This is a genomic window from Geodermatophilus sp. SYSU D00700 (assembly GCF_054050255.1).
Map to the genome: position 1 here is coordinate 146,622 of NZ_JBJGZA010000004.1, position 19,239 is coordinate 165,860.

General features: G+C 76.6%; 28 protein-coding genes, 1 tRNA gene and 1 pseudogene. 16 read left to right on the plus strand and 14 right to left on the minus strand.

What is annotated here, in order from left to right; all coding sequences use genetic code 11:
• Positions 1-12 precede the first annotated feature (12 nt).
• Positions 13-507, minus strand: a complete 495-nt coding sequence (locus tag ACI79V_RS05180) for a MarR family winged helix-turn-helix transcriptional regulator (protein WP_456874974.1) — start codon at positions 505-507, stop codon at positions 13-15.
• A 217-nt stretch (positions 508-724) separates the two neighbouring features.
• Here ACI79V_RS05180 and ACI79V_RS05185 point away from each other — a divergent pair, with 217 nt between their 5' ends.
• Positions 725-2,017: an aminotransferase class I/II-fold pyridoxal phosphate-dependent enzyme gene (locus tag ACI79V_RS05185; protein WP_456887365.1), complete on the plus strand. Its 1,293-nt coding sequence runs from the start codon at positions 725-727 to the stop codon at positions 2,015-2,017.
• 26 nt (positions 2,018-2,043) lie between these two features.
• Entirely contained in the window at positions 2,044-2,451 is a 408-nt protein-coding gene (locus tag ACI79V_RS05190) for a DUF1232 domain-containing protein (protein ID WP_456887366.1), read from the plus strand.
• 2 nt (positions 2,452-2,453) lie between these two features.
• On the opposite strand, the gene ACI79V_RS05195 is transcribed toward ACI79V_RS05190, so the two are convergent.
• The 3 genes from ACI79V_RS05195 to map all read right to left on the minus strand — a co-directional run bounded on the left by ACI79V_RS05195 (position 2,454) and on the right by map (position 4,359).
• Positions 2,454-3,032, minus strand: coding sequence for an MBL fold metallo-hydrolase (locus ACI79V_RS05195; protein ID WP_456887367.1), 579 nt, complete (start codon positions 3,030-3,032; stop codon positions 2,454-2,456).
• Positions 3,033-3,078: 46 nt separating this feature from the next.
• Complete coding sequence (locus tag ACI79V_RS05200) at positions 3,079-3,393, minus strand: YdhR family protein (RefSeq protein WP_456887368.1); 315 nt, start codon at positions 3,391-3,393, stop codon at positions 3,079-3,081.
• Positions 3,394-3,591: 198 nt separating this feature from the next.
• Positions 3,592-4,359, minus strand: coding sequence for a type I methionyl aminopeptidase (map, locus tag ACI79V_RS05205; RefSeq protein WP_456887369.1), 768 nt, complete (start codon positions 4,357-4,359; stop codon positions 3,592-3,594).
• A 42-nt stretch (positions 4,360-4,401) separates the two neighbouring features.
• On the opposite strand from map, the gene ACI79V_RS05210 reads away from it, so the two are divergent.
• Entirely contained in the window at positions 4,402-4,668 is a 267-nt protein-coding gene (locus tag ACI79V_RS05210; protein ID WP_456887370.1) for a helix-turn-helix domain-containing protein, read from the plus strand.
• A 57-nt stretch (positions 4,669-4,725) separates the two neighbouring features.
• Complete coding sequence (locus ACI79V_RS05215) at positions 4,726-5,301, plus strand: hypothetical protein (protein WP_456887371.1); 576 nt, start codon at positions 4,726-4,728, stop codon at positions 5,299-5,301.
• A gap of 42 nt (positions 5,302-5,343) precedes the next feature.
• Here ACI79V_RS05215 and ACI79V_RS05220 read toward each other — a convergent pair whose 3' ends face one another.
• Positions 5,344-5,793, minus strand: a complete 450-nt coding sequence (locus ACI79V_RS05220; RefSeq protein ID WP_456887372.1) for an SRPBCC family protein — start codon at positions 5,791-5,793, stop codon at positions 5,344-5,346.
• A gap of 176 nt (positions 5,794-5,969) precedes the next feature.
• Complete coding sequence (locus tag ACI79V_RS05225) at positions 5,970-6,581, minus strand: GNAT family N-acetyltransferase (RefSeq protein WP_456887373.1); 612 nt, start codon at positions 6,579-6,581, stop codon at positions 5,970-5,972.
• A gap of 267 nt (positions 6,582-6,848) precedes the next feature.
• Between ACI79V_RS05225 and ACI79V_RS05230 the strand changes: the two genes are divergently transcribed.
• The 3 genes and pseudogenes from ACI79V_RS05230 to mscL form a co-directional block, all read left to right on the plus strand.
• Positions 6,849-7,208 (plus strand): FmdB family zinc ribbon protein, encoded by a 360-nt coding sequence (locus ACI79V_RS05230; protein ID WP_456887374.1) that lies wholly within the window; start codon positions 6,849-6,851, stop codon positions 7,206-7,208.
• Positions 7,209-7,292: 84 nt separating this feature from the next.
• On the plus strand, positions 7,293-7,901 hold the full coding sequence (gene cpaB, locus ACI79V_RS05235; protein WP_456887375.1) for a Flp pilus assembly protein CpaB: 609 nt from the start codon (positions 7,293-7,295) through the stop codon (positions 7,899-7,901).
• 32 nt (positions 7,902-7,933) lie between these two features.
• Positions 7,934-8,296, plus strand: a pseudogene (gene mscL / locus ACI79V_RS05240) (large conductance mechanosensitive channel protein MscL); the annotation flags it as partial.
• Positions 8,297-8,362: 66 nt separating this feature from the next.
• Here the strand turns inward: mscL and ACI79V_RS05245 are convergent.
• Positions 8,363-9,055, minus strand: coding sequence for a YbaK/EbsC family protein (locus ACI79V_RS05245; RefSeq protein ID WP_456887376.1), 693 nt, complete (start codon positions 9,053-9,055; stop codon positions 8,363-8,365).
• Positions 9,056-9,144: 89 nt separating this feature from the next.
• Between ACI79V_RS05245 and ACI79V_RS05250 the strand changes: the two genes are divergently transcribed.
• From ACI79V_RS05250 to ACI79V_RS05260, 3 genes are read left to right on the plus strand one after another with little or no spacing between them, the layout of a single operon-like run.
• Complete coding sequence (locus ACI79V_RS05250; RefSeq protein ID WP_456887377.1) at positions 9,145-9,504, plus strand: VOC family protein; 360 nt, start codon at positions 9,145-9,147, stop codon at positions 9,502-9,504.
• Complete coding sequence (locus tag ACI79V_RS05255; protein WP_456887378.1) at positions 9,501-9,920, plus strand: PaaI family thioesterase; 420 nt, start codon at positions 9,501-9,503, stop codon at positions 9,918-9,920. The genes ACI79V_RS05250 and ACI79V_RS05255 overlap by 4 nt, the downstream gene beginning before the upstream one ends.
• Entirely contained in the window at positions 9,917-10,714 is a 798-nt protein-coding gene (locus ACI79V_RS05260) for a phosphotransferase family protein (RefSeq protein WP_456887379.1), read from the plus strand. The genes ACI79V_RS05255 and ACI79V_RS05260 overlap by 4 nt, the downstream gene beginning before the upstream one ends.
• Positions 10,715-10,784: 70 nt before the next feature.
• On the opposite strand, the gene ACI79V_RS05265 is transcribed toward ACI79V_RS05260, so the two are convergent.
• From ACI79V_RS05265 to ACI79V_RS05280, 4 genes are read right to left on the minus strand one after another with little or no spacing between them, the layout of a single operon-like run.
• Positions 10,785-11,747: an MSMEG_6728 family protein gene (locus ACI79V_RS05265; RefSeq protein WP_456887380.1), complete on the minus strand. Its 963-nt coding sequence runs from the start codon at positions 11,745-11,747 to the stop codon at positions 10,785-10,787.
• Between the two features lie 31 nt (positions 11,748-11,778).
• Positions 11,779-12,075, minus strand: coding sequence for a biopolymer transporter Tol (locus tag ACI79V_RS05270; protein WP_456887381.1), 297 nt, complete (start codon positions 12,073-12,075; stop codon positions 11,779-11,781).
• A complete protein-coding gene (locus ACI79V_RS05275) occupies positions 12,072-12,926 on the minus strand; it encodes an NAD-dependent protein deacetylase (protein ID WP_456887382.1) in 855 nt (284 codons plus the stop codon). The genes ACI79V_RS05270 and ACI79V_RS05275 overlap by 4 nt, the downstream gene beginning before the upstream one ends.
• A 41-nt stretch (positions 12,927-12,967) precedes the next feature.
• Positions 12,968-13,417 (minus strand): SRPBCC family protein, encoded by a 450-nt coding sequence (locus ACI79V_RS05280; protein WP_456887383.1) that lies wholly within the window; start codon positions 13,415-13,417, stop codon positions 12,968-12,970.
• A 99-nt stretch (positions 13,418-13,516) separates the two neighbouring features.
• On the opposite strand from ACI79V_RS05280, the gene ACI79V_RS05285 reads away from it, so the two are divergent.
• Positions 13,517-14,386 (plus strand): alpha/beta fold hydrolase, encoded by an 870-nt coding sequence (locus ACI79V_RS05285; protein WP_456887384.1) that lies wholly within the window; start codon positions 13,517-13,519, stop codon positions 14,384-14,386.
• Here the strand turns inward: ACI79V_RS05285 and ACI79V_RS05290 are convergent.
• The gene (locus tag ACI79V_RS05290) at positions 14,322-14,657 is read right to left on the minus strand and encodes a hypothetical protein (RefSeq protein WP_456887385.1); all 336 of its coding nucleotides are present in this window, start codon (positions 14,655-14,657) and stop codon (positions 14,322-14,324) included. The genes ACI79V_RS05285 and ACI79V_RS05290 overlap by 65 nt on opposite strands.
• A 93-nt stretch (positions 14,658-14,750) precedes the next feature.
• On the opposite strand from ACI79V_RS05290, the gene ACI79V_RS05295 reads away from it, so the two are divergent.
• A tRNA-Arg gene (locus tag ACI79V_RS05295) sits at positions 14,751-14,826 on the plus strand.
• A 96-nt stretch (positions 14,827-14,922) separates the two neighbouring features.
• Here ACI79V_RS05295 and ACI79V_RS05300 read toward each other — a convergent pair.
• Entirely contained in the window at positions 14,923-15,549 is a 627-nt protein-coding gene (locus ACI79V_RS05300; RefSeq protein ID WP_456887386.1) for a hypothetical protein, read from the minus strand.
• A gap of 265 nt (positions 15,550-15,814) precedes the next feature.
• Between ACI79V_RS05300 and ACI79V_RS05305 the strand changes: the two genes are divergently transcribed.
• The 4 genes from ACI79V_RS05305 to ACI79V_RS05320 all read left to right on the plus strand — a co-directional run bounded on the left by ACI79V_RS05305 (position 15,815) and on the right by ACI79V_RS05320 (position 18,786).
• Positions 15,815-16,111 carry a hypothetical protein gene (locus tag ACI79V_RS05305; protein WP_456874947.1) on the plus strand — a complete coding sequence of 99 codons (297 nt, stop codon included), beginning with the start codon at positions 15,815-15,817 and terminating at the stop codon, positions 16,109-16,111.
• A 130-nt stretch (positions 16,112-16,241) separates the two neighbouring features.
• Positions 16,242-16,562, plus strand: coding sequence for a GNAT family N-acetyltransferase (locus ACI79V_RS05310; RefSeq protein WP_456887387.1), 321 nt, complete (start codon positions 16,242-16,244; stop codon positions 16,560-16,562).
• Between the two features lie 48 nt (positions 16,563-16,610).
• Complete coding sequence (locus tag ACI79V_RS05315) at positions 16,611-17,984, plus strand: cryptochrome/photolyase family protein (RefSeq protein ID WP_456887388.1); 1,374 nt, start codon at positions 16,611-16,613, stop codon at positions 17,982-17,984.
• Entirely contained in the window at positions 17,977-18,786 is an 810-nt protein-coding gene (locus tag ACI79V_RS05320; RefSeq protein WP_456887389.1) for an Fpg/Nei family DNA glycosylase, read from the plus strand. Before ACI79V_RS05315 ends, ACI79V_RS05320 begins: the two co-directional genes overlap by 8 nt.
• Positions 18,787-18,869: 83 nt before the next feature.
• On the opposite strand, the gene ACI79V_RS05325 is transcribed toward ACI79V_RS05320, so the two are convergent.
• Positions 18,870-19,181, minus strand: coding sequence for a putative quinol monooxygenase (locus tag ACI79V_RS05325; RefSeq protein ID WP_456887390.1), 312 nt, complete (start codon positions 19,179-19,181; stop codon positions 18,870-18,872).
• Positions 19,182-19,239 lie beyond the last annotated feature (58 nt).

Genomic DNA, 19,239 nt, shown 5'->3' on the forward strand with positions numbered 1-19,239 from the left:
GCCTGCGCGGGGTCAGCGGCCGAGGTCACCGCCGTGGGGCACGCGGCGGCTGGCATCGGGGTCCAGGCCCTGCACCACCGTCTCGAGGACCTCGCACAACGCGGCGGTCTGCTCGGGGGTCAGCGGGTCGAACAGCGCGGTGCGGACGGCGTCGACGTGGCCGGGAGCGACCGTCCGGACGACGTCCCAGCCGGCGTCGGTGAGGACGGCGAGGTTGCCCCGGCCGTCGTCGGCGGAGCGCTCGCGGCGCACCCAGCCACGCTCCTCCAGCCGCGCCACGGTGTGCGACAGGCGGCTCTGCGACTGGTTGGCCCGGCGGGCGAGGTCGCTCATCCGGCGGCTGCGGCCGGGCGCCTCGGACAGCATCGCCAGGACGACGTAGGCCGCGTGGGTGAGGCCGGCGTCGCGCTGCAGCTGCGCGTCGAGCTCGCGCGGGAGCAGCTCGGAGACGGTCAGCCACGCCCGCCAGGCCCGCTGCTGCGTGTCGTCGAGCCAGCGTGCGGTCACCCGGGGGACGGTACCGGCGGGTCCTCCCCGTCCGGGTGGCCGACCACCCGAGCCGGTGGTACGCAGGGTCGCGAGGCGATGACCAGCTGTCACCCGACCGGGGCACGAGGGACACCCGCAGGAACTGTGAGCTGACCCACCGTTGACGCAGCGTGACCGTGGCGGTGAGGGTGGCTCGCCGCCGGACCTCCCGGCGCTCGAACCGAACGGAGCCCCCGTGCACGACGCCCCGACCTCCGGCCCGCTCGCCGGCCGGACTCCCGGGAGCGGCCGGCGCGACGCCTTCGCCCCGCTGCTGCACGACCCGCTCGCCGCGATGTTCCGCGAGCACGACCGCGCCGGTACCGGCACCCACGGCGTCCCGACCGCGGGCGCGCCCGAGCCGGTCACCGTCTACGACGACGGCGTCCCGCGGGTGAACCTGGGCAGCAACAACTACCTCGGCATGGCCGGCGACCCGCGGGTCGTCGAGGCCGCCGTCGCCGCGGTGCGCCGGTACGGCACCAGCACGTCGGGCAGCCGGGTGCTCAACGGCACCACCCGGCTGCACCTGCAGCTGGAGGAGGAGCTCGCCGACCACTACGGCGTCGAGGCCGCGGTGCTGACCTCCTCGGGCGTCAACGCCAACACCGCGCTGCTGTCGACCGCGGGCGGTCCCGGCGACGTCCTGCTGGTCGACGCCCACGCGCACGCCAGCGTGCACGCCGGCGCGGCCGCCAGCCGCGGCACCGTCGTCCGGTTCCGGCACAACAGCGTCGACTCCCTCGCCCGGCGCCTGCAGCGGCTCGACCCGCAGGCCGGCGCCGTGGTGGTCGTCGACGGCGTCTACTCGATGACCGGCGAGACCGCGCCGCTGGCCGCGATCGCCGACCTGTGCGCCGCGCACGGCGCCCGGCTGGTCGTCGACGAGGCGCACGGCCTCGGGGTCCTCGGCGAGCACGGGCGGGGCGCGGCCGAGCACACCGGCGCGCTGGACCGGGTGGACGCGGTCACCGTCGCGTTCAGCAAGTCGCTGGCCAGCGTCGGCGGCGCGGTGCTGACCAGCCGGGCGGTGGCCGACGGCATCCGCGCCAGCGCCGTCCCCTACGTGTTCAGCGCGGCCAACGAGCCGGCCGGCGTCGGCGCGGCCCTCGCCGCGCTGCGGATCCTGCGCGCCGAACCCGACCTGCGGACGCGGCTGCAGGAGAACGGCCGGCGGCTGCGGGTCGAGCTCAGCGCCGCCGGGACGCCGCCGCTGCCGGGCAGCGGCGCGGTGATCGCCGTGCCGACCGGCAGCCCGGAGGCGACCGTCGCCGCGTGGCGGGCGGCCTACGAGGCCGGCGTCTACTGCAACGCCGTCGGCTACCCCGCCGTCCCGCGCGGCAAGGGAGTGCTGCGGCTGTCGGTCATGGCCACGCACACGGCCGAGCAGCTGCAGGCCGCCGCCGGCTCGGTGGCCGCCGGGGTGCTCGCCGCCCGGGCGGCCGAGGACGCCGGTCAGGATCCTGGCGAGGAGCTCGCGGTCGCCTGACCCCGGGCGGCCGGGAGGGAGGCGCCGTGCCGGGGTGGGCGTGGACGCTGGTGGGCGTCGCGGGCGGCCTCCTGCTGTGCTGGCTGGCGCTGCTGGCGACGCTGTGGGGCGCCCGGCCCGACGCGCTGCGGGCGGCCGAGCTGCTCCGGCTGCTGCCCGACGTGGTGCGGCTGGTCCGCCGCCTGGCCGGTGACCGCAGCCTGCCGCGCGGCGTGCGCGTGCGGCTCTGGCTGCTGCTGGCCTACCTGGCGCTGCCGGTGGACCTCGTGCCCGACGTCGTCCCCGTCATCGGGTTCGCCGACGACGCCCTGGCCGTCGCCCTGGTGCTGCGCTCGGTGGTCCGCCGGGCCGGTGCCGACGCGGTCACCCGCCACTGGCCGGGCACCGCAGCGGGTCTGGCCGCGCTGCGCCGGGCCACCCGCCTGCCGGGCTGACCTCAGCGCGGCGTCGTCGCGTCCGGCCGGAACGGGGCGCCGTGCGCGCAGACGACGAGCGTGGCCAGGGACAGCACCCGCTCGCGCTGCTCGCGCAGCTGGTCGCGGTCGAGGGCGTAGGGGTCGTCGGCCGGGCCGTCCCCGGTCCACCACAGGTGGGTCAGCGCGACGACGTCGTCGGGTGTGCCGACCAGCGTGGTGACGTCCTGCGGCGTGTGCCCGGGGGTGGCCAGCAGCCGGACGGCGGGCGTGAGCTGCACCCCGTCGGCCGGGCGGCGGGTGAACACGTCCCCCTCGATCACCGACTGGAAGTCGTGGACCGGGACCACGGGGAACAGCGCCACGTTGAGGGTGTGGTCGAGGTGGTGGTGGCTGAGGACGACGTCGGTGACGTCCTCGGGTCGGACGCCGAGCCCGCGCAGCGGCCGCAGGATGTCGTCGCGGTCGGCCACCATCCCCGGGTCGACGACGATCGTCCGGCCGGCGTCGCGCACCAGGGTGACCGTGCCGGCCACGTGCGGCGAGCGGGCGTAGCCCTCGACCAGGACGTCGACACGGGCGGTGCGGGCGAGGTCGGCCATGGGCGCACGGTAGGGCGGGGCACCGCTCCCCGCAGCGGGCCGGCCGTCAGGCGGGCTGCAGGTCGCCCCCGGTCACCGCGGTGGCGGCCTCGTCGACCGACCAGTCGCGCACGGTGAGCCCCTCGATGTGCGGGTGCTGTGCCAGCCCCGCGCCCAGGTCGCTGGCGAGGAAGGCCCGGTAGGCCTCCTCGTCCTCCCACAGGTAGACCCCGCCGGCGCCGCCGTCGGCCGAGCGCAGCCAGATCTTGCTGCGCAGGCCGGGGACCTCGGCGAACACCGGGGCCAGCTCCTCGGCGCAGACCCGCGCCCACTGGGACGGGTCCATCCCGCGGACCCGGTACTCGAAGACCGACACGTGCACGGGACCTCCCCGGGTCAGCGGCCGCGGTCGCCCGGACCGGTGCGGTGATGGTCCTCGTGCCGCCCCCGGGCCGGGAGGTCCGGACCGACGCCCGGTCGGCCGGGCCGCGCGCCGTGACCGAGGGCCGTTCGCCGGGTGCGAGGCGACACCGTGCGGCCTCGTGGCCGCCGGATCCCGTGCCGGGTGCCGCGGGCGCCGTCAGGCCGCGGTGAGCACCCGCGGTCCGCCGGCGGTCACCGCGACGGTGTGCTCGGCGTGCGCGGCCCGGCTGCCGTCGGCGGAGCGCAGCGTCCAGCCGTCCTCGTCGACCCGGTAGCCGTCGCCGCCGCCGGCGAGGAACCACGGCTCGATCGCGATCACCAACCCGGTCCGCAGCCGGGGTCCACGGCCCGGCCGCCCGTCGTTGGGCACCGGCGGGTCCTCGTGCATGGCCCGGCCGATGCCGTGGCCGCCGTAGTCGGTGTTCACCCCGAACCCGGCCCGCCGGGCCGCGGCGCCGATCGCCGCCGACACGTCGCCGATGCGGTTGCCCGGCACCGCGGCGGCGATGCCCGCGGCCAGCGCCGCCTCGGTGGTCTCGACCAGCCGGGCGTCCTCGGGCCGGGCGGCGCCGACCACCACGGTCCTCGCGGCGTCGGCGGCCCAGCCGTCGAGCGACGCGCCACAGTCGACGCTGAGCACGTCGCCGTCCCGCAGCCGGTAGCCGGTCGGGATCCCGTGCAGCGCGGCGTCGTTGACGCTGGTGCAGAGCACCGCCGGGAACGGTGTCGGGGCGAACGACGGCCGGTAGCCGAGGAAGGTCGACCGGGCGCCGGCCGACGCCAGCTCCGCCCGCGCCACGTCGTCCAGCTCGCGCAGCGACACCCCCACCGCCGCCTGCCGGTGCACCGCCTCGAGCACCGAGGCGACCACCCGTCCGGCGGCGCGCATCGCGTCGATCTCGCCGGCCGACTTCAGCTCCACCACGGACGCCTCCCGGGATAGTTGTCACGGTATTACTATCACGGCATGGTGCGACCGCCGCTCAGTGCCCAGGACCGTGAGCGCGGCCGGGCGCTCGGCACCCTGCTCCGGTCGGCCCGCGCCGGCCGCAGCATGGGACAGGTCGCCACCGCGGCCGGCGTCCCGGTCGAGACGCTGCGCAAGATCGAGTCGGGCCGGGTGCCCACGCCGGCCTTCTTCACCGTCGCCGCGCTCGCCGGCGCGGTCGGGCTCTCCCTCGACGACGTGGTCCGCGCCTGCGCCGCCGAGCCGGCCGAGCCGCTCGCCGGCTGAGCCCGACCGGGCGCTCTCCCGCCGCTCCACCCGGGTCGTCCGTGCCAGTCTGGCGGGATGGCGGACCCGGCGCCCTCGTTGGCGGCCCTGCACGAGCGGCTGCGCGAGGAGTACAAGGCGCTGGTCCGGATCGTCTCCGAGTTCGACGGGCGACTGGTGACGGTCAAGGGCTGGTCGGTGACCCTGAGCCTGGCCGCCCTGGGGCTGGGCTTCCAGCAGGAGCACTACGCGCTGTTCGGGCTGGCCGCCGCGAGCGCGCTGGGCTTCTGGTTCATCGACGCCACGATGAAGCGGCACCAGGTGCGGTACTACTCCCGCATGCGCGACATCGAGGTGCTCGCGCACCGGCTCGCCGAGGACGAGGCGGCCGATCCCTCGTCGCCGCTCGGCCCCGGCGCCGCGTCGTTCTCGTCCCCGCGCATCGACTGGTACTGGGGCTTCACCGGCGACGGGGACGACGAGCGCCTGGAACCGCCCCGCCGGCGGAGCGCCGGGGACGTGGCGCGGCTGCTCCACCGGGTGCCGTGGACGGGACACGTCCTGCTGCCGCACGCCGTCGCGGTGGTGCTCGGGCTCGTGCTCTTCGTGCTGGCCGTCGTCGGCGTGCCGGGCCTGGCACACCTCGAGCCCTGAGAGCTCAGCCGGGGCCACCTGCCGAGACCCCGACGGCTCCCGTCACCGCTCCGCCGCAGCGGCGATGTCGCCCAGGTCCTTCTCCAGCGCCCGGGTCACCGCGCGCCGGCCCAGCGGGCCGGTGACCGCCGCGAGGAGCCGTGTCAGCGTGGACGTCGGCCGGGCGCCGAACGTCATCGCCAGGTCGCTCCCGCCGTCGCCGGCCGGCGTCACCGCGACCGTCGACAGGTACCGGACGCCCGGCCGCACCGCCTCGGTCGTGTAGGACCGCTGCGGCTCCACGGCGGTGACGGTCATCTCCTCGGTGGCCGCGCGACCCATCATCGTGCGGGTCTCCCGCCACCGGGTCCCCACGCCGAACTCCCCCGGCGTGAGGACCTCCACCGCGTCGATGCCGCGGACCACCTGCGGCGCTCCCGCGAGGTCGGTGGCCACCGCCCACACCCGTTCCGCCGGCGCCGCCACGTGCCGGCGCACCTCCACGTCCTGCATGGCGCCTCCTCCCCTCGGCGTGCTGCCGCCGCCCCGGCGGCACCGGCACCGTGCCACCGGGGGACGACGGATCCGTCCCGGCGTGCGGCCGGCCAGTTCCTCCCCGACCCGCTCGTGCCAGCGCACCCCCGGCCGGGGCGGACACGCGCGAACCCCGTGGTGGCACCCCCAGGGCGTCAGCGCGGGTCCCGCCACATGGGAGTCATCGGTGGGGCGCCGGCGGGCACGTCGAGGACCCCCTGCTCGACGAAGCCGTGGCGCCGGTACAGCGGGACGTTCCGCTCGCAGGTGGCCTCCAGGTAGGCGGGGACCCGTTCGGTGTCGCAGCGGTCGAGGACCGCCCGGAGCAGCGCCGCCCCGAGACCCTGCCCCTGCCGCTCGGGGCGCGTACCGATGTAGAGCAGGTACCAGTGCGGGGGCAGCTCACCGTGGTGGGCGTACAAGGCCGACCGCACCCGCTGGAAGTGCCCCATCCGCCGCCCCCCGATCCGCAGCCAGGCCGGCAGTTCGCGCAGGTCCTCCCGGGATGTCCCCCGCCAGTGACCCGGCGGGAACCACACCGCGGCGGCGTCCCCGTCGGCGGTGGTCCACAGGCCGCCGTACGCCAGGCTGCGAGCACCGTCCACGACGAAGACGCGGCGCACGCGCTCGTCCCGTGCCCGGACCCCTGGTGGCAGGAGGTGGCAGAACAACGGGTCGTCGGCGAAGGCCGCGGCGAGCGTCCGGCTCACACGGTCGGCGTCCCCGGCGGTGGCCGGACGGACGGAGTGCTGCACGTCCTCGGTCATGCCGAGGACCGTCCTCCTCGACGGGCCGGCGGCCCAGGGACCTGCGTCCCTCGGCCGCCGTGCGTCGGGCCTGATGTCCAGGAAGGCAGGCGGCACCGTGGCCGGACGACCTCCCGTGATCGGGGTCGCACCCGGTCCTCATGGCGGACGACACCGTGCGGATCACGTGGACGCCGGGCCCGGACGTGGCGCATCATTGGCAGTCGAGGGTGCCGAGTGCCAGCCGGCGCCGGGCCCACCCGACCGCTCGACCAGGAGTGCCGCGCCGTGCCCACGTACCAGTACGCCTGCACCAACCCCGAGGGCAAGCACGAGTTCGAGGTCGTGCAGTCCTTCTCCGACGCCCCCGTGGCCGAGTGCCCGACCTGCGGCGTGCCCGTGCGCAAGGTCTACGGCTCGGTCGGCGTGGTCTTCAAGGGCTCGGGCTTCTACCGCACCGACAGCCGCTCGGGCTCCGCCACCAAGGAGCCCGCGACGGCGTCCGCCTCCTCCGACTCGTCGGGCTCCTCGTCGAAGTCCGCGTCGAAGGAGTCGTCCTCCTCGTCCTCCTCGTCGACCTCGTCGTCGTCCTCGACCGGCGGCAGCGGCAGCGGCGGCGGCAGCGGCAGCAAGGCCGCCGCCGGCTGACGCCGGCCGTCCACACCCACCCGCTCGCTCCACAGGTCCGCCGCCCGGCACCCGCGGCCGGTGCCGGGCGGCCAGCCTGGGCCGGTGCTGCGCCTGCGCCGTCCTCGCTCCCCCGTCGTCCTGCTGCGCCGCTGCCTGGCCGCGCTCCTCGCCGCCGGCGCCCTGGTGCTCGCACTGCGTGCACCGGAGGTCCCGCCGGCCGCGCCGCCGCCGGGCACCCCGGTGGTCACCGCCGCCGCCGACCTGCCCGCAGGGACGGTGCTGACCGCCGACGCGCTCACGGTGACCGAGCTCCCCGCGGTCCCCGCCGGCTCGGCCGCCGACCCCACCGCGCTCACCGGGCAGGTGCTGGCCGCGCCGCTGCGGGCCGGTGAGCCGGTCACCGACGTCCGCCTCGTCGGCCCGGGCCTGACCGCGCTGCTGCCGGCCGGTCAGGTGGCCGTCCCGGTCCGCCCGGCCGACCTGGCCGTCGCCGCGCTGGCCACACCCGGTGACCGGGTCGACGTGCTGGCCACCGCCTCCGGTGCCGTGCGGGCCGAGGTGGTGGCCCGGGCCGCGCTGGTGCTCGCCGCGCCGGACGACGGCGGCCTGCTCGTGCTCGCCGTCGACGAGCCGACGGCGACCGCACTGGCCGCGGCCGCCACCACGGCCACCCTGACGCTCGGTCTCACCTCGCCTGCCGACCGTGACTGAGTCCTGGACCGGCGGGGCGTCGCCGTGAGGATATGGAGGCCGTGCTCGAGGGCTTCGAGGACTTCCTGCTGCGCGGCAACGTCGTCGAGCTCGCGGTCGCGGTCGTCATCGGCGCCGCCTCCACCGCTGTCGTGACGGCCTTCACCGACTCGTTCCTGACCCCGCTGGTCAACCCGGTGGCCGGCGGCGGCGAGGTCGGCGGCTCGTCCACCGTCGACGGCCAGGTCTTCGACCACGGGGCGTTCACCAGCCAGGTCATCACGTTCCTGCTGACCGCCGCCGTCGTCTACGTCGTGGTCGTGCTGCCCCTGGAGAAGGTCGCCGAGCGGCGCACGCGCGGGGAGGAGGCCGGCCCGGTGGCGCCCACGCAGGTCGAGCTGCTCGCCGGGATCCGCGACCTGCTGCGCGCAGCAGGGTCCCGCGCCCGGCGGCACGCCGGGCGGGCCGGGGACGACGGCTCTTTAGTCAGTGCCCCAGTGCGGCGGCCGGTCCTCGAGCCAGCGCCGGTCGGGGTCCCGCTCGTCGGGCCGCTCGCCCCAGCCGAGGTCGCGGTCGTCGGGCGCCCGCTCGACCGGCGCGGGCGGGGCCGGCCGCGGCGGCTCCTCGACCGGCAGGCCCAGGCCCTCGAGGACCTCGGCGGCCGGCAGCGCGGCGAGCACCGCACCGGGCAGCGCCAGCTTCGCCCCGCGGGTGCCCGAGCCGACGACGACGAGGTCCGCGGCGGCCACGGCCGCGTCGACCAGCACCGGCCACGCGGGCGGCAGCCCGAGCGGGGTGATGCCGCCGTAGGCCATGCCGGACTCGGCGACGGCGACGTCCTGCGGCGCGAAGGACGCCTTCCGGGCACCGAGGTGCCGGCGCACCAGGCCGTTGACGTCGGCGCGGGTGGTGGCCAGCACCACGCAGGCGGCGAGTGCGGTCTGCCCGGCCCGGCGGGTGGCCACGACGACGCAGTTGGCCGACGCCTCGAGCGGGACGCCGTAGGCCTCGGTGAACGCGGCGGTGTCGGCGAGGTCGTCGTCGACCGGGGCCACCCAGGCCGGCCCGGACAGCGACGGCAGGGCGGCCGCGACCGGGTCGCCGAGCAGGTCGGGCCGCTCGGCGGCGGGCACCCAGGTCAGCGAGCCGAGCACGGGCGGGGGCGGGGTGGTCACGCCCCGATCCTGCCCGGCGGCCGGCTCGCGGCGGCGGACGGCCGGATCCCGGGGGGTGCGCGGGCCCGGCGGCGGCCAGGATGGGCCGCATGATCGGCCAGCTGCACTCCGTCGTCATCGACGCGCCCGACGCGCACGCCCTCGCCACCTTCTACGCCGACCTGCTCGGGATGGAGGTGAGCAAGGGCGGCCCGGGCGACGACTGGGTCGTGGTGACCGGCCAGGGGTACCGGCTGGCCTTCCAGCAGGCCCCCGACCTGGTCCCGCCCGACTGGCCCGACCCGGCGCGGCCGCAGCAGTTCCACCTCGACGTGCGGGTCGCCGACGTCGACGAGGCCGAGCCGCGGGTGCTCGCCCTCGGGGCGCGGCGGCTGCCGGGCGAGGGCGGGGACTTCCGCGTCTACGCCGACCCGGTCGGCCACCCCTTCTGCCTGGTGTGGGACGCGTGAGCGCCGACCTGCCCGCCGTCGACCGGGCCGCCGCCAGCGCCTTCGTCGCCGCCACCGGGTTCGACGTCGCCGAGGCGAGCGGCACCCGGGTCACCGGCACCGTCGAACTCGGGCCCGACCACCACACGCCGTGGGGCGTGGTGCACGGCGGGGTCTACTGCGCGGTGATCGAGTCGGCGGCGTCGATCGGGGCCAGCGTCGCCGTCGCCGAGCGCGGCCAGTTCGCCGTCGGGGTGAACAACAGCACCGACTTCCTGCGGCCGGTGACCGCCGGCCGGGTCGACGTCGTCGCCGAGCCGGTCCAGCAGGGCCGCACCCTGCAGCTGTGGCAGGTGCTGCTCACCCGCGCCGAGGACGGCAAACTCGTCGCGCGGGGCCAGGTCCGCCTGCAGAACGTCCCGCTGCCGGGGGCGTGAGCGGGCGCTCCCGGCGCGCGGTGGCGGCGGCCACCGCGGTGGCCGCCGCGCACGGGCTCCGGGTGCGCGAGCCGCGGGTGCTGCACGACGGCGTCAACGCCGTCGTGCACCTGGCACCGGCGCCGGTGGTCGCGCGCGTCGCCACGCTGACCCCGCGGCTGCGCCCCGACCCGCGGCGCCCGTTCGGCCGCGAGGTCGCCGTCGCGACGGCGCTGGCGGCGGCCGGCGCCGCCGTCGTCCCGCCCAGCGACCTGCTGCCGCCGGGCCCGCACGAGCACGGCGGCCTGACGCTGTCGTTCTGGACGCTCGTCGAGGTCCTCCCTGCGACGCCCTCGCCGGCGGAGGTGGCCGCCGCGCTCACCGGCCTGCACGAGGTGCTGGCCGGCCTGCCGGTGACCGGGACGCCGCTGGACACCCCGCTCGACGACCTGGCCGCCTTCACCGCGCGCGCCGGCGACTGGGGCGTCCCGGCCGCCGTGCGCGCACAAATGGCCGAGGAGGTCGAGCGGGTGCTGCCGCACCTGGGCGGGCCGGTGCGGGTCGTGCACGGCGACGCGCACCCGGGCAACCTGCTCGCCACGCCCGCCGGGTGGCGGTGGGCCGACCTGGAGGACACCTGCGCCGGCCCGGTCGCCTGGGACCTCGCCTGCCTGCGCCTCACCTCCCGGCTCGACGGCCGCGCGGCGCTCGACGCGATGGGCGGGCCGTCCGACGCCGAGCTCGCGCCGTGGCTGGAGCTGCGCCGGCTGCACGCGCAGGCGTGGACCAGCGTCGTGGGGAGCAGCCACTCGTGACGTCTCAGGTGGCCCTCCTGCAGGGGCCCGGCGCGAGCCTGCGAGCGGTGGGGGGCAGGAGGGTCCTTCGTCACACGAGCGGCAGCGCGGGCTCCCGGTAGGTGACACCGGCCGAGGACGGTGGCAGCACGTCGGGGTCGACGACGACGGAGAACAGCGCACGCGGGTCCTGCAGCGTCGCGGGCGGGCGGGCGGCGGCCCGGGGGACGACGCGGTCCCACCGGGCCGGGCGGCGGTGCGGCAGCAGCTCGCGGCCGTCGAACAGGTAGTCGCCGAGCACCTCGCCGACCAGCAGCCCGGCGCCCTGCTCGACCGGCAGCGCCACGGGGTCGCCCGGCCGGATCTCGTCGAGGAAGGCCGACAGCTGCCGCAGGTCCTTCGACGGCCGCCGCCCGGAGAGCTCCTTGGCCAGCGCGCGCAGCTCGACCGGGGAGAGCCCGGTCGCGTCGACGTCGACCCCCGACTGGGTGCCCAGCCCCACGACGCCGGCCGCCAGGCACGCGCCGAGCTCGTTGTGCGCCCGCGGCCGCACCACCCACACCCGGGTGCCCTCGGGCCCGGGCGCGGGCGGGAGGTCATCGGGGCCGGGCCACACGTAGGGCAGGTCGTCGGGCTCGGCGCCGAAGAGCGGCTGGAACAGCGGCCGGTAGAAGTCCGGGTCCTTGGCCAGCAGGTTCGACCGGTGGGACAGGTGCAGCGCCTCGTCGCCCACCCAGGAGGGCAGCAGGCCGGCGCGGGCCAGCTCCTCCTGCGGGGCGTCGGCGACCTCCGGGGCGAACTCGGCGATCAGCGTCTGCGTGCTGTCGGCGAACCCGCGCTCCCGCCACACCCGGACCATCGCCAGGCCGTAGACCACCAGCGCCGCCGTGCGCCCGCGCCACATGTGCACGACCGGGTGCGAGGCCCAGCCGTAGTCGGGCAGCTCGAGGGCGCGAAGGACCTGCAGCGTCTCCACGCGCTGCTTGCCCAGCCGCGGTGAGTCCAGCAGCCGCGCGCTCTCCGCGAAGTCGGCCACCGGCAGGAAGGTCTGCATCGGCGCTGCTCCTTCCCGGGCGGGTGTGGGGTCAACCGCCGAGGGCCTGCAGGGCGGCCTCCCAGCGGGCGCGGCGGGCGTCGTCGTCCTGGTCCCACCAGGCCGGGCCGCGCTCCCCCAGGCCGGTCTTGGCCAGCTGCACGCGGTCGCGGGCGGCGCGCCGCGCTGCCTCGTCGGGCGCCGTCCGGACCGCCGCGCGGGCCGCGCCCAGGTGCGAGAGGAGGCGGGCGCGGACGTCGTCGGGGAGCGCCGGGTCCGCCGTCCGCCACCGCCGCCCGTCGACGACGACCCACCGGCCGTCGGCGGTGCGGGAGACTTCTCGGCTCATGCCCCGCAGCGGCGGGCCAGCTCGGGCAGCACCGCGCCGAGCGGGGCGTCGACCTTGACGTCGACCTTGGCGTCGCCGCGGGTGGGCCCGAGGTTGACCACGCCCACCGGGATGCCGAGCTCGGCGGCGCGCAGCACGAACCGGTAGCCGCTCATGACCGTCAGCGAGGAGCCGAGGACGAGCAGGCCGGCGGACTCCTCGAGCATCCGGAAGCAGGTGTCCACCCGGTCGCGGGGCACGGTCTCGCCGAAGAAGACGACGTCGGGCTTGAGCGGGCCGGTCCCGCAGGCGCGGCAGTCGACCATCACGAAGCCGTCGAGCACCTCGTCGGGCAGCTCGGCGTCGCCGTCGGGGTTCACCTCGCCGGGGCGCGGGCCGAAGGCCGGGTTGGCCGCCCGCAGCCGCCGGTGCAGCTCCGCCCGCGGGGCGACGTCGCCGCAGGCCAGGCAGACGGTGCGGTCGAGGCCGCCGTGCAGCTCGACGACGTCGCGGGCGCCGGCGGCCTGGTGCAGCCCGTCGACGTTCTGGGTGACCACGCCGCCGACGAGGCCCGCGCGCTGCAGCCGGGCGACGGCGGAGTGCCCGGCGTTGGGCCGCGCGCCGGCGACCTGCGGCCAGCCGACGAAGCTGCGCGCCCAGTAGCGGTGCCGGCCGCGCGGGTCGCGGCGGAAGGTCTGCCAGGTCATCGGCGTGTGCCGGCGCAGCGAGCCGGTGGCGCCACGGTAGTCGGGGATGCCGGAGTCGGTGGAGAGGCCGGCACCGGAGAGGACGAGGACGTCGCCGTCGGCGACCAGGCCGGTCAGCTCGTCGAGGGCCGCCGGGTTCTCGACGGCGGGGAGGGCGGCGGTCACCGGACCATCGTCCACCGCGACGGCACGCCGCGCCGCGGTCGTCAGACCGTGGTGCCGCCCAGCTCGCGCTCGAGCCGTCCCAGCAGGTCGGTGTAGACGCGGCGCAGGCCCCGGGGCGCGAAGGTCCGCTCGAAGAACCCGCCGACGCCGCTCGCGCCGTCCCAGGTGGTGCGCACCCGCACGGTGCTGCGTCCCGGGTCGGCCGGGGTGACGGTCCAGGTGGTCACCATCGACGAGCGGGTGTCGCGCTCGACGAGGGTGCCGTCGGGCTCGCTGACCTCGACGTCCTGCTCGCGCACCCGCTTCGACGTCGCGGCGAACCGCCAGTGCACGCGGGTGCCCGAGCCCTGCCCGCCGGCCTCGACGCGGTAGTCGCTGAACTGCTCGGGCAGCACCCGCGGCCGGGTGCCGGCGTAGTCGGCCAGGGCCACGCGGACCCGGTCGGCGGGGGCGGCGAGGACGCGTTCGGCAGTGGCCACGACCTGTCCCATGCCACCCATCCTGCCTGCGCCCCCGGTGCCCCGCCGCCGGGCCGCGGACGTGACCAGCGTCATCGGCCGGTGCGCGGCCCGCCGGGTACCCAGGAGGGGATGGACGCACCGCTCTCGTACACCCGCACCGGCTCGGGCGAGCCCCTGCTGCTCCTGCACGGCATGGGCAGCTCACGGCGGGACTTCGCCGCCGTCCTCCCGCTGCTCACCGACCGCTTCGAGGTGGTCGACGCCGACCTGCCCGGGGTGGGCCGGTCACCGGCTCTGGAGAGGCGCCCGACCGTCGCCGCGATCGCCGACGCCGTCGAGCGGACCCTGGACGTCGAGGGCCTCGCCCGGGTGCACGTCCTGGGCAACTCGCTGGGCGCCCGGGTCGCGCTGGAACTGGCCCGCCGGGGCCGCGCGCGGTCGGTGGTCGCGATCGCGCCGTCGGGCCTGAACCTGCCGCCGGAGCGGGTCTTCCAGGGCAGCGGGATGGCGCTGGCGCGGGTCGTCATGCGCGTCGGCGCGCCGCTGGTGAGCCCCCTGTCCCGCTCGGCCCTGGGCCGGGCCGCGCTGCTCGCGCCGCTCAAGGCGCGCCCGTGGTCGACCTCTCCCGACGAGGCCGTCGGCGCGCGGGAGGGTTTCGCCGACTCCCGTGACTACTGGCGGACGCTGCTGTGGGCCCTGCTGGTGGACGTCCCGCGGGGCATGGACCGCATCGACTGCCCGGTCACCCTCGTCCAGGGCGTGGCCGACTGGATCGCCTCGGGGCAGACGGTGCGCTACCTGCCGCTGGTGCCGGGCTCCCGGTTCGTCCCGCTGCTGTGGGCCGGCCACGCGCCCCAGTCCGACCGGCCGCGGACGATCGTGCGCCTGGTCGAGGAGGCGGCCCGGCAGGCGGACGCCGACCTGCTGGCGGAGGTCAGCGCTGCTCCTCGGCGTTCAGGTACCCGCACCGGAACCGGGCGTCGGCCATCGCCTCGGTGAAGCGGGTCTCCCAGGCGGGGTCGTCGGCCGGGAAGGTGGTGAACACCCGGTCCTCGAGCACGACCGGCAGCCCGTCGGGGCCGGTACGGGCACGCCGCAGCAGCACCCGGGTCCGGCCGTCGACCTCGTCGTGCGCCGGCGCCCAGGCCGCCCGGACCGGCGCCGGCGCCGGCCGCCGGTCCCGCGGCTCCGCGGACAGCACGCCGAGCCGGGACAGCAGCAGGCCGAGCACCACCAGCAGCACCACGATCTCGACCACCGCGAGCAGCACGCTCCGACGGTAGCCACCGGGGACGCCGCGTGGAGCCCCTCCGGTCGCCCGGTAGCCTCGATCGGCACCCCCGCCCGGCCGCCCGGCCGGCGAGCCCCCGTAGCTCAGGGGATAGAGCATCGGTTTCCTAAACCGTGTGTCGCAGGTTCGAATCCTGCCGGGGGCACCATCGGACCATTCCGCCGAGCGGTGCGGGAACCGGGCGGAATGGCGCCGCCCCCGGTCCCGTGGGGGCCGGGGACGGCGGGTCAGGATCCGCCGGGGATCAGCGCGCTCCCCATCCGCGTCCGTGGCCCCCGTGGTGGTGCCACGCATTCCCGCGGTCGAACCAGCGGCACAGGTCGACGATCCGCGCGTCCAGTCGCACCCATTCCTCGGACACCGGGACACCCTCGGCGTCCACGGTCACCCGCACCTCGGCCTCACCCTTCCTGAAGTAGGCCAGGTCCCCCTCCGGCAGGCCCGCGGCGTCCCACGCGGCCTGCTGGACCTCGTCGATCGGGAACAGCACCGACGGTCCCCCGAGGGTGACGGTCACCCCGGTCGGGCCGGCGACCTCGACCCCCGGCCCCGAGATGTCCAGCTCGTCGATCACCGCACCGTCGGCACGGGTGAGGTCGACGGTCCAGGCGCCGCGGAACTCCGTCGTCGTCGTGCCGTCCGGGTTCTCCGTCACCCGCACCTCCACCTCCCGCACGTCCCCGCTCTCCAGCGTGACGGTGCTTTCGCACGCTTGGAACGAGACGGGGGCGTAGTAGTCGGGGATGACCTCCTCGACCGGTACGAATCCGGCGTCATCGACTTCGTCGGCACCGCCGTGCGCCAGTGCGGGAGCCGCACCCGATCCGACGAATGCAGCCGCCAGGACACCGATCGTGAATGCGCGTCGCATCCCCATCCCCGTTCTCCCCGTTTCCCCCGTGACACCGACTTCGCTTTTGTCCCATGCGTGTCAACAGGGTCCTTGGTCCCCGATCGACCATTCCCGTCACGACGGGTCACTCGTCGATCTCGCCGCGCAATTGCGATCTCGTCGCGCCATTGTCCGGTCGGCACGCAGTTCGGAGGACCGGGTCACCGTCCGTCGCCCGACCGTCGTCCGGCACGGGCGGCGCGGCCGGCTGACGACCGGAGCCCGGCACGGGTATGGACCGTCCATGGCGACGCGCAACGCGGCGGTCGCGGCCGCCGGTCAGTGGACCGACCCCGACGACGGCATCCGCTACCCCTCGGGCGAGGTCCACGCGTGGGAGCGGGGACGCAACGAGACCGTCTGCGGGCTGTCCCTGTCGCGGTCGCGGCTCACCCGCTTCCCGCACGTGAGCTGGGCCGACGTGCAGCCGGAGTCGGGCCGGCACGCGGAGGAGGTGCAGGCGGTCTGCCGGCGCTGCCGCGCCGGGCTGGGCGGCCGCCGGGACGAGCGCAGGTGGACGCGCACCGACCCCCGGCCCTGACCGCCAGAGGCGACCCGCCGGCGGGACACCCCGACGAGGGAAACCCTGGCGGCTCCGAGGCGTTACCGTTCCAGATGCACGACGTGACTCCGGCAACGGCGCCGGGGCGATGCGGAGGTGGCACAGCACGATGGAGACCACGGTGGTCGACGTCCCGGAACGGGGACGCTTCGAGGTGCGGGTCGGCGAGCGCGTCGTCGGGCTGGCCAGCTACCACGTCGAGAACGGCACGATGGCCCTGCCGCACACCGAGGTGGACCCGGCGATGGGTGGCCAGGGGCTCGGCAAGGCCCTGGTGCGGGGGGTCCTCGACGCCGCCCGCGAGCGGGGACTGACCGTCCTCCCCTACTGCTCCTTCGTGCGCCACTACATCCAGCAGCACCCGGACACGCTGGACCTGGTCGCCGACGAGGACAAGCCCCAGTTCGGGCTGGCCACCGCCGACCGCTGACCGGGCGCTGACCTGCGGTCCCGTGCCGGGAGACATAACCTGGCGCGGGTGCCGACAGCACTCCTCTGGTTCCGCCGCGACCTCCGGCTCACCGACCACCCGGCGCTGCTGGCCGCGATCGACGCCGCTGGCGCCGGCGGGACCGTGGTGCCCGTGTTCGTCGTCGACCCGCGGCTGTGGGAGACCTCGGGCCGGCCGCGGCGGGAGTTCCTGCGCGGCTGTCTGGCCGACCTGCGCGAGCAGACCGGCGGGGCGCTGGTCGTCCGCCCGGGCGACCCGGCGCGGGTGCTGCCCGACCTGGTCCGCGAGACCGCCGCGGCGAGCGTGCACGTGTCCGCGGACGCCGGCGTCTACGGCCGCGCCCGCGACGCCGCCGTCGAGCAGGCGCTCGGCGCGGTCCCGTTCGTGCGCACCGGCTCGCCCTACGGCGTCACCCCCGGCCGGCTGACCAAGGACGACGGCACGCCGTTCAGGGTCTACTCGCCCTTCGCCCGCGCCTGGCGCGCCCGCGGGCTGCACTCCCCCGCCCCCCGGCCGGACGACGTCGCCTGGGCCGACGGCGTCCCCCCCGGCGACCTGCCGCCCGCGCAGGACCTCGAGGGCACCGTGCTGCCCCCGGCCGGGGAGCGGGCCGGCCGGGACGCGTGGGCGCTGTTCCGCGACCAGCGGCTGCTCGGCTACGCCGCCGGCCGCAACACCCCCGGCTCCGACGGCACCAGCCGGCTCTCGGCGCACCTGAAGTACGGCACCGTGCACCCGCGCACGCTGGTCGCCGAGGCGCAGCAGCTCGGGCAGGAGCACGCCGAGGCCGTGGACAAGTTCGTCGGCGAGCTGGTCTGGCGGGACTTCTACGCCGACGTCCTCTGGCACCGCCCCGAGACCGCCCGCGAGCCGTTCAACCCCCAGATGGCACGCATGCAGTACGACACCGGCCCGGTGGCCGACGAGCACTTCGCCGCCTGGGCGCAGGGCCGCACCGGCTACCCGATCGTCGACGCCGGGATGCGGCAGCTGCACGGCGAGGCCTACGTGCACAACCGGGTGCGGATGGTCGTGGCGTCGTTCCTGGTCAAGGACCTGCACATCGACTGGCGGCGCGGCGCCCGCTACTTCCTCGACCACCTCGTCGACGGCGACCTCGCGAGCAACCACCACGGCTGGCAGTGGGTGGCCGGCACCGGCACCGACCCCTCGCCGTACTACCGGGTGTTCAACCCGACCCGGCAGGGCCAGCAGTTCGACCCCGACGGCGTCTACGTGCGGCGCTGGGTGCCCGAGCTGCGCGAGGTCCCCGACCGGTACGTGCACGAGCCGTGGACCATGCCCGGCGGGCCCCCCGAGGGCTATCCCGCGCCGGTCGTCGACCACGCCGAGGAGCGCCAGGTGGCGCTGGCCCGGTACCAGGCGGTGCGCGGTGCCTGAGGGCCACACCCTGTTCCGGCTGGCGCGGGAGCAGTCGGAGCTGTTCGCCGGCCGCCCGGTGCACGTGACCAGCCCGCAGGGCCGCTTCGCCGCCGGGGCCGCGCTGCTCGACGGCCGCGTGCTCGAGGAGGTCACCAGCTACGGCAAGCACCTGTTCGCCGACTTCGGCGGGCACGTCCTGCACGTGCACCTGGGCCTGTACGGCACCTACACCACCGGGCCCGGCGACCCGCCGCCCCCGCGCGGGGCGCTGCGCATGCGCTGGACGGCCGACGGGCCGAAGGGCGAGGGCGTGTGGACCGACCTGCGCGGCGCCACGACCTGCGACGTCCTCACCCAGCCCGAGGTCGACGCGATCCTCGACCGGCTCGGCCCCGACCCGCTGCGCACCCGCCGCGGCGGGCCGCTGTCCCACGCGCGGGTGGGCCGCAGCCGGACGGCGGTCGGCGCGCTGCTGATGGACCAGTCGGTGCTGGCCGGGGTCGGCAACGTCTACCGCGCCGAGATCCTCTTCCGGCACCGCATCTCACCGTTCCGGCCCGGCCGCGACGTCGGCGAGCAGGAGTGGCAGGCGCTCTGGGACGACCTGGTCGTGCTCATGCGCGCCGGCGTCCGGATGGGCCGGATCGTCACGACGCACCCGGCCGACCGCTCCCGCCGGTCGGGCGCGGTGCGCCGCGAGGACGCGCACTACGTGTACCGGCGCACCGGCCTGCCCTGCCGGATCTGCGCCACCGAGGTGCGGACCGAGGAGATGGTCGGCCGCAACCTCTACTGGTGCCCCGTCTGCCAGGCCGTGTGAGCGCCTGCCGAGATCACGTGATCTCGGCGCCCAGGACGGCTCACGGCGTCGAGATCACGTGATCTCGACGGAGGAGGCAGGCGTCAGAGGGCGCCCTTGGCGGGGTCGCCGGCGGGCACCGCGTCGAGGACGGTGACCGACGGCCGCTCGGTCAGCTTGCCCTCGAGCCGCCCCGACAGCGCGCTGAGCGGCTCGGCCTTCCCGTGCGCGGCCAGCGCCTCCGGGCTCTCCCACTTCTCCACCATCACGAGCGCGCCGTCGCGGCCCTCGTGCAGCGAGTAGCGCTCGCAGCCGGGCTCCTCGTGCACCCGCGGCACGGTGTCGAGGACGGCCTGGCGGACCTCGTCGGCGTGCTCGGGCTTGGGGCTGATGGTGGCGACGACGACGACGGACACGGGCGGTCCCCTCCGGTGGTGCGGTGTGTTGTGGACGGTGATCTGGCGCACCACTACC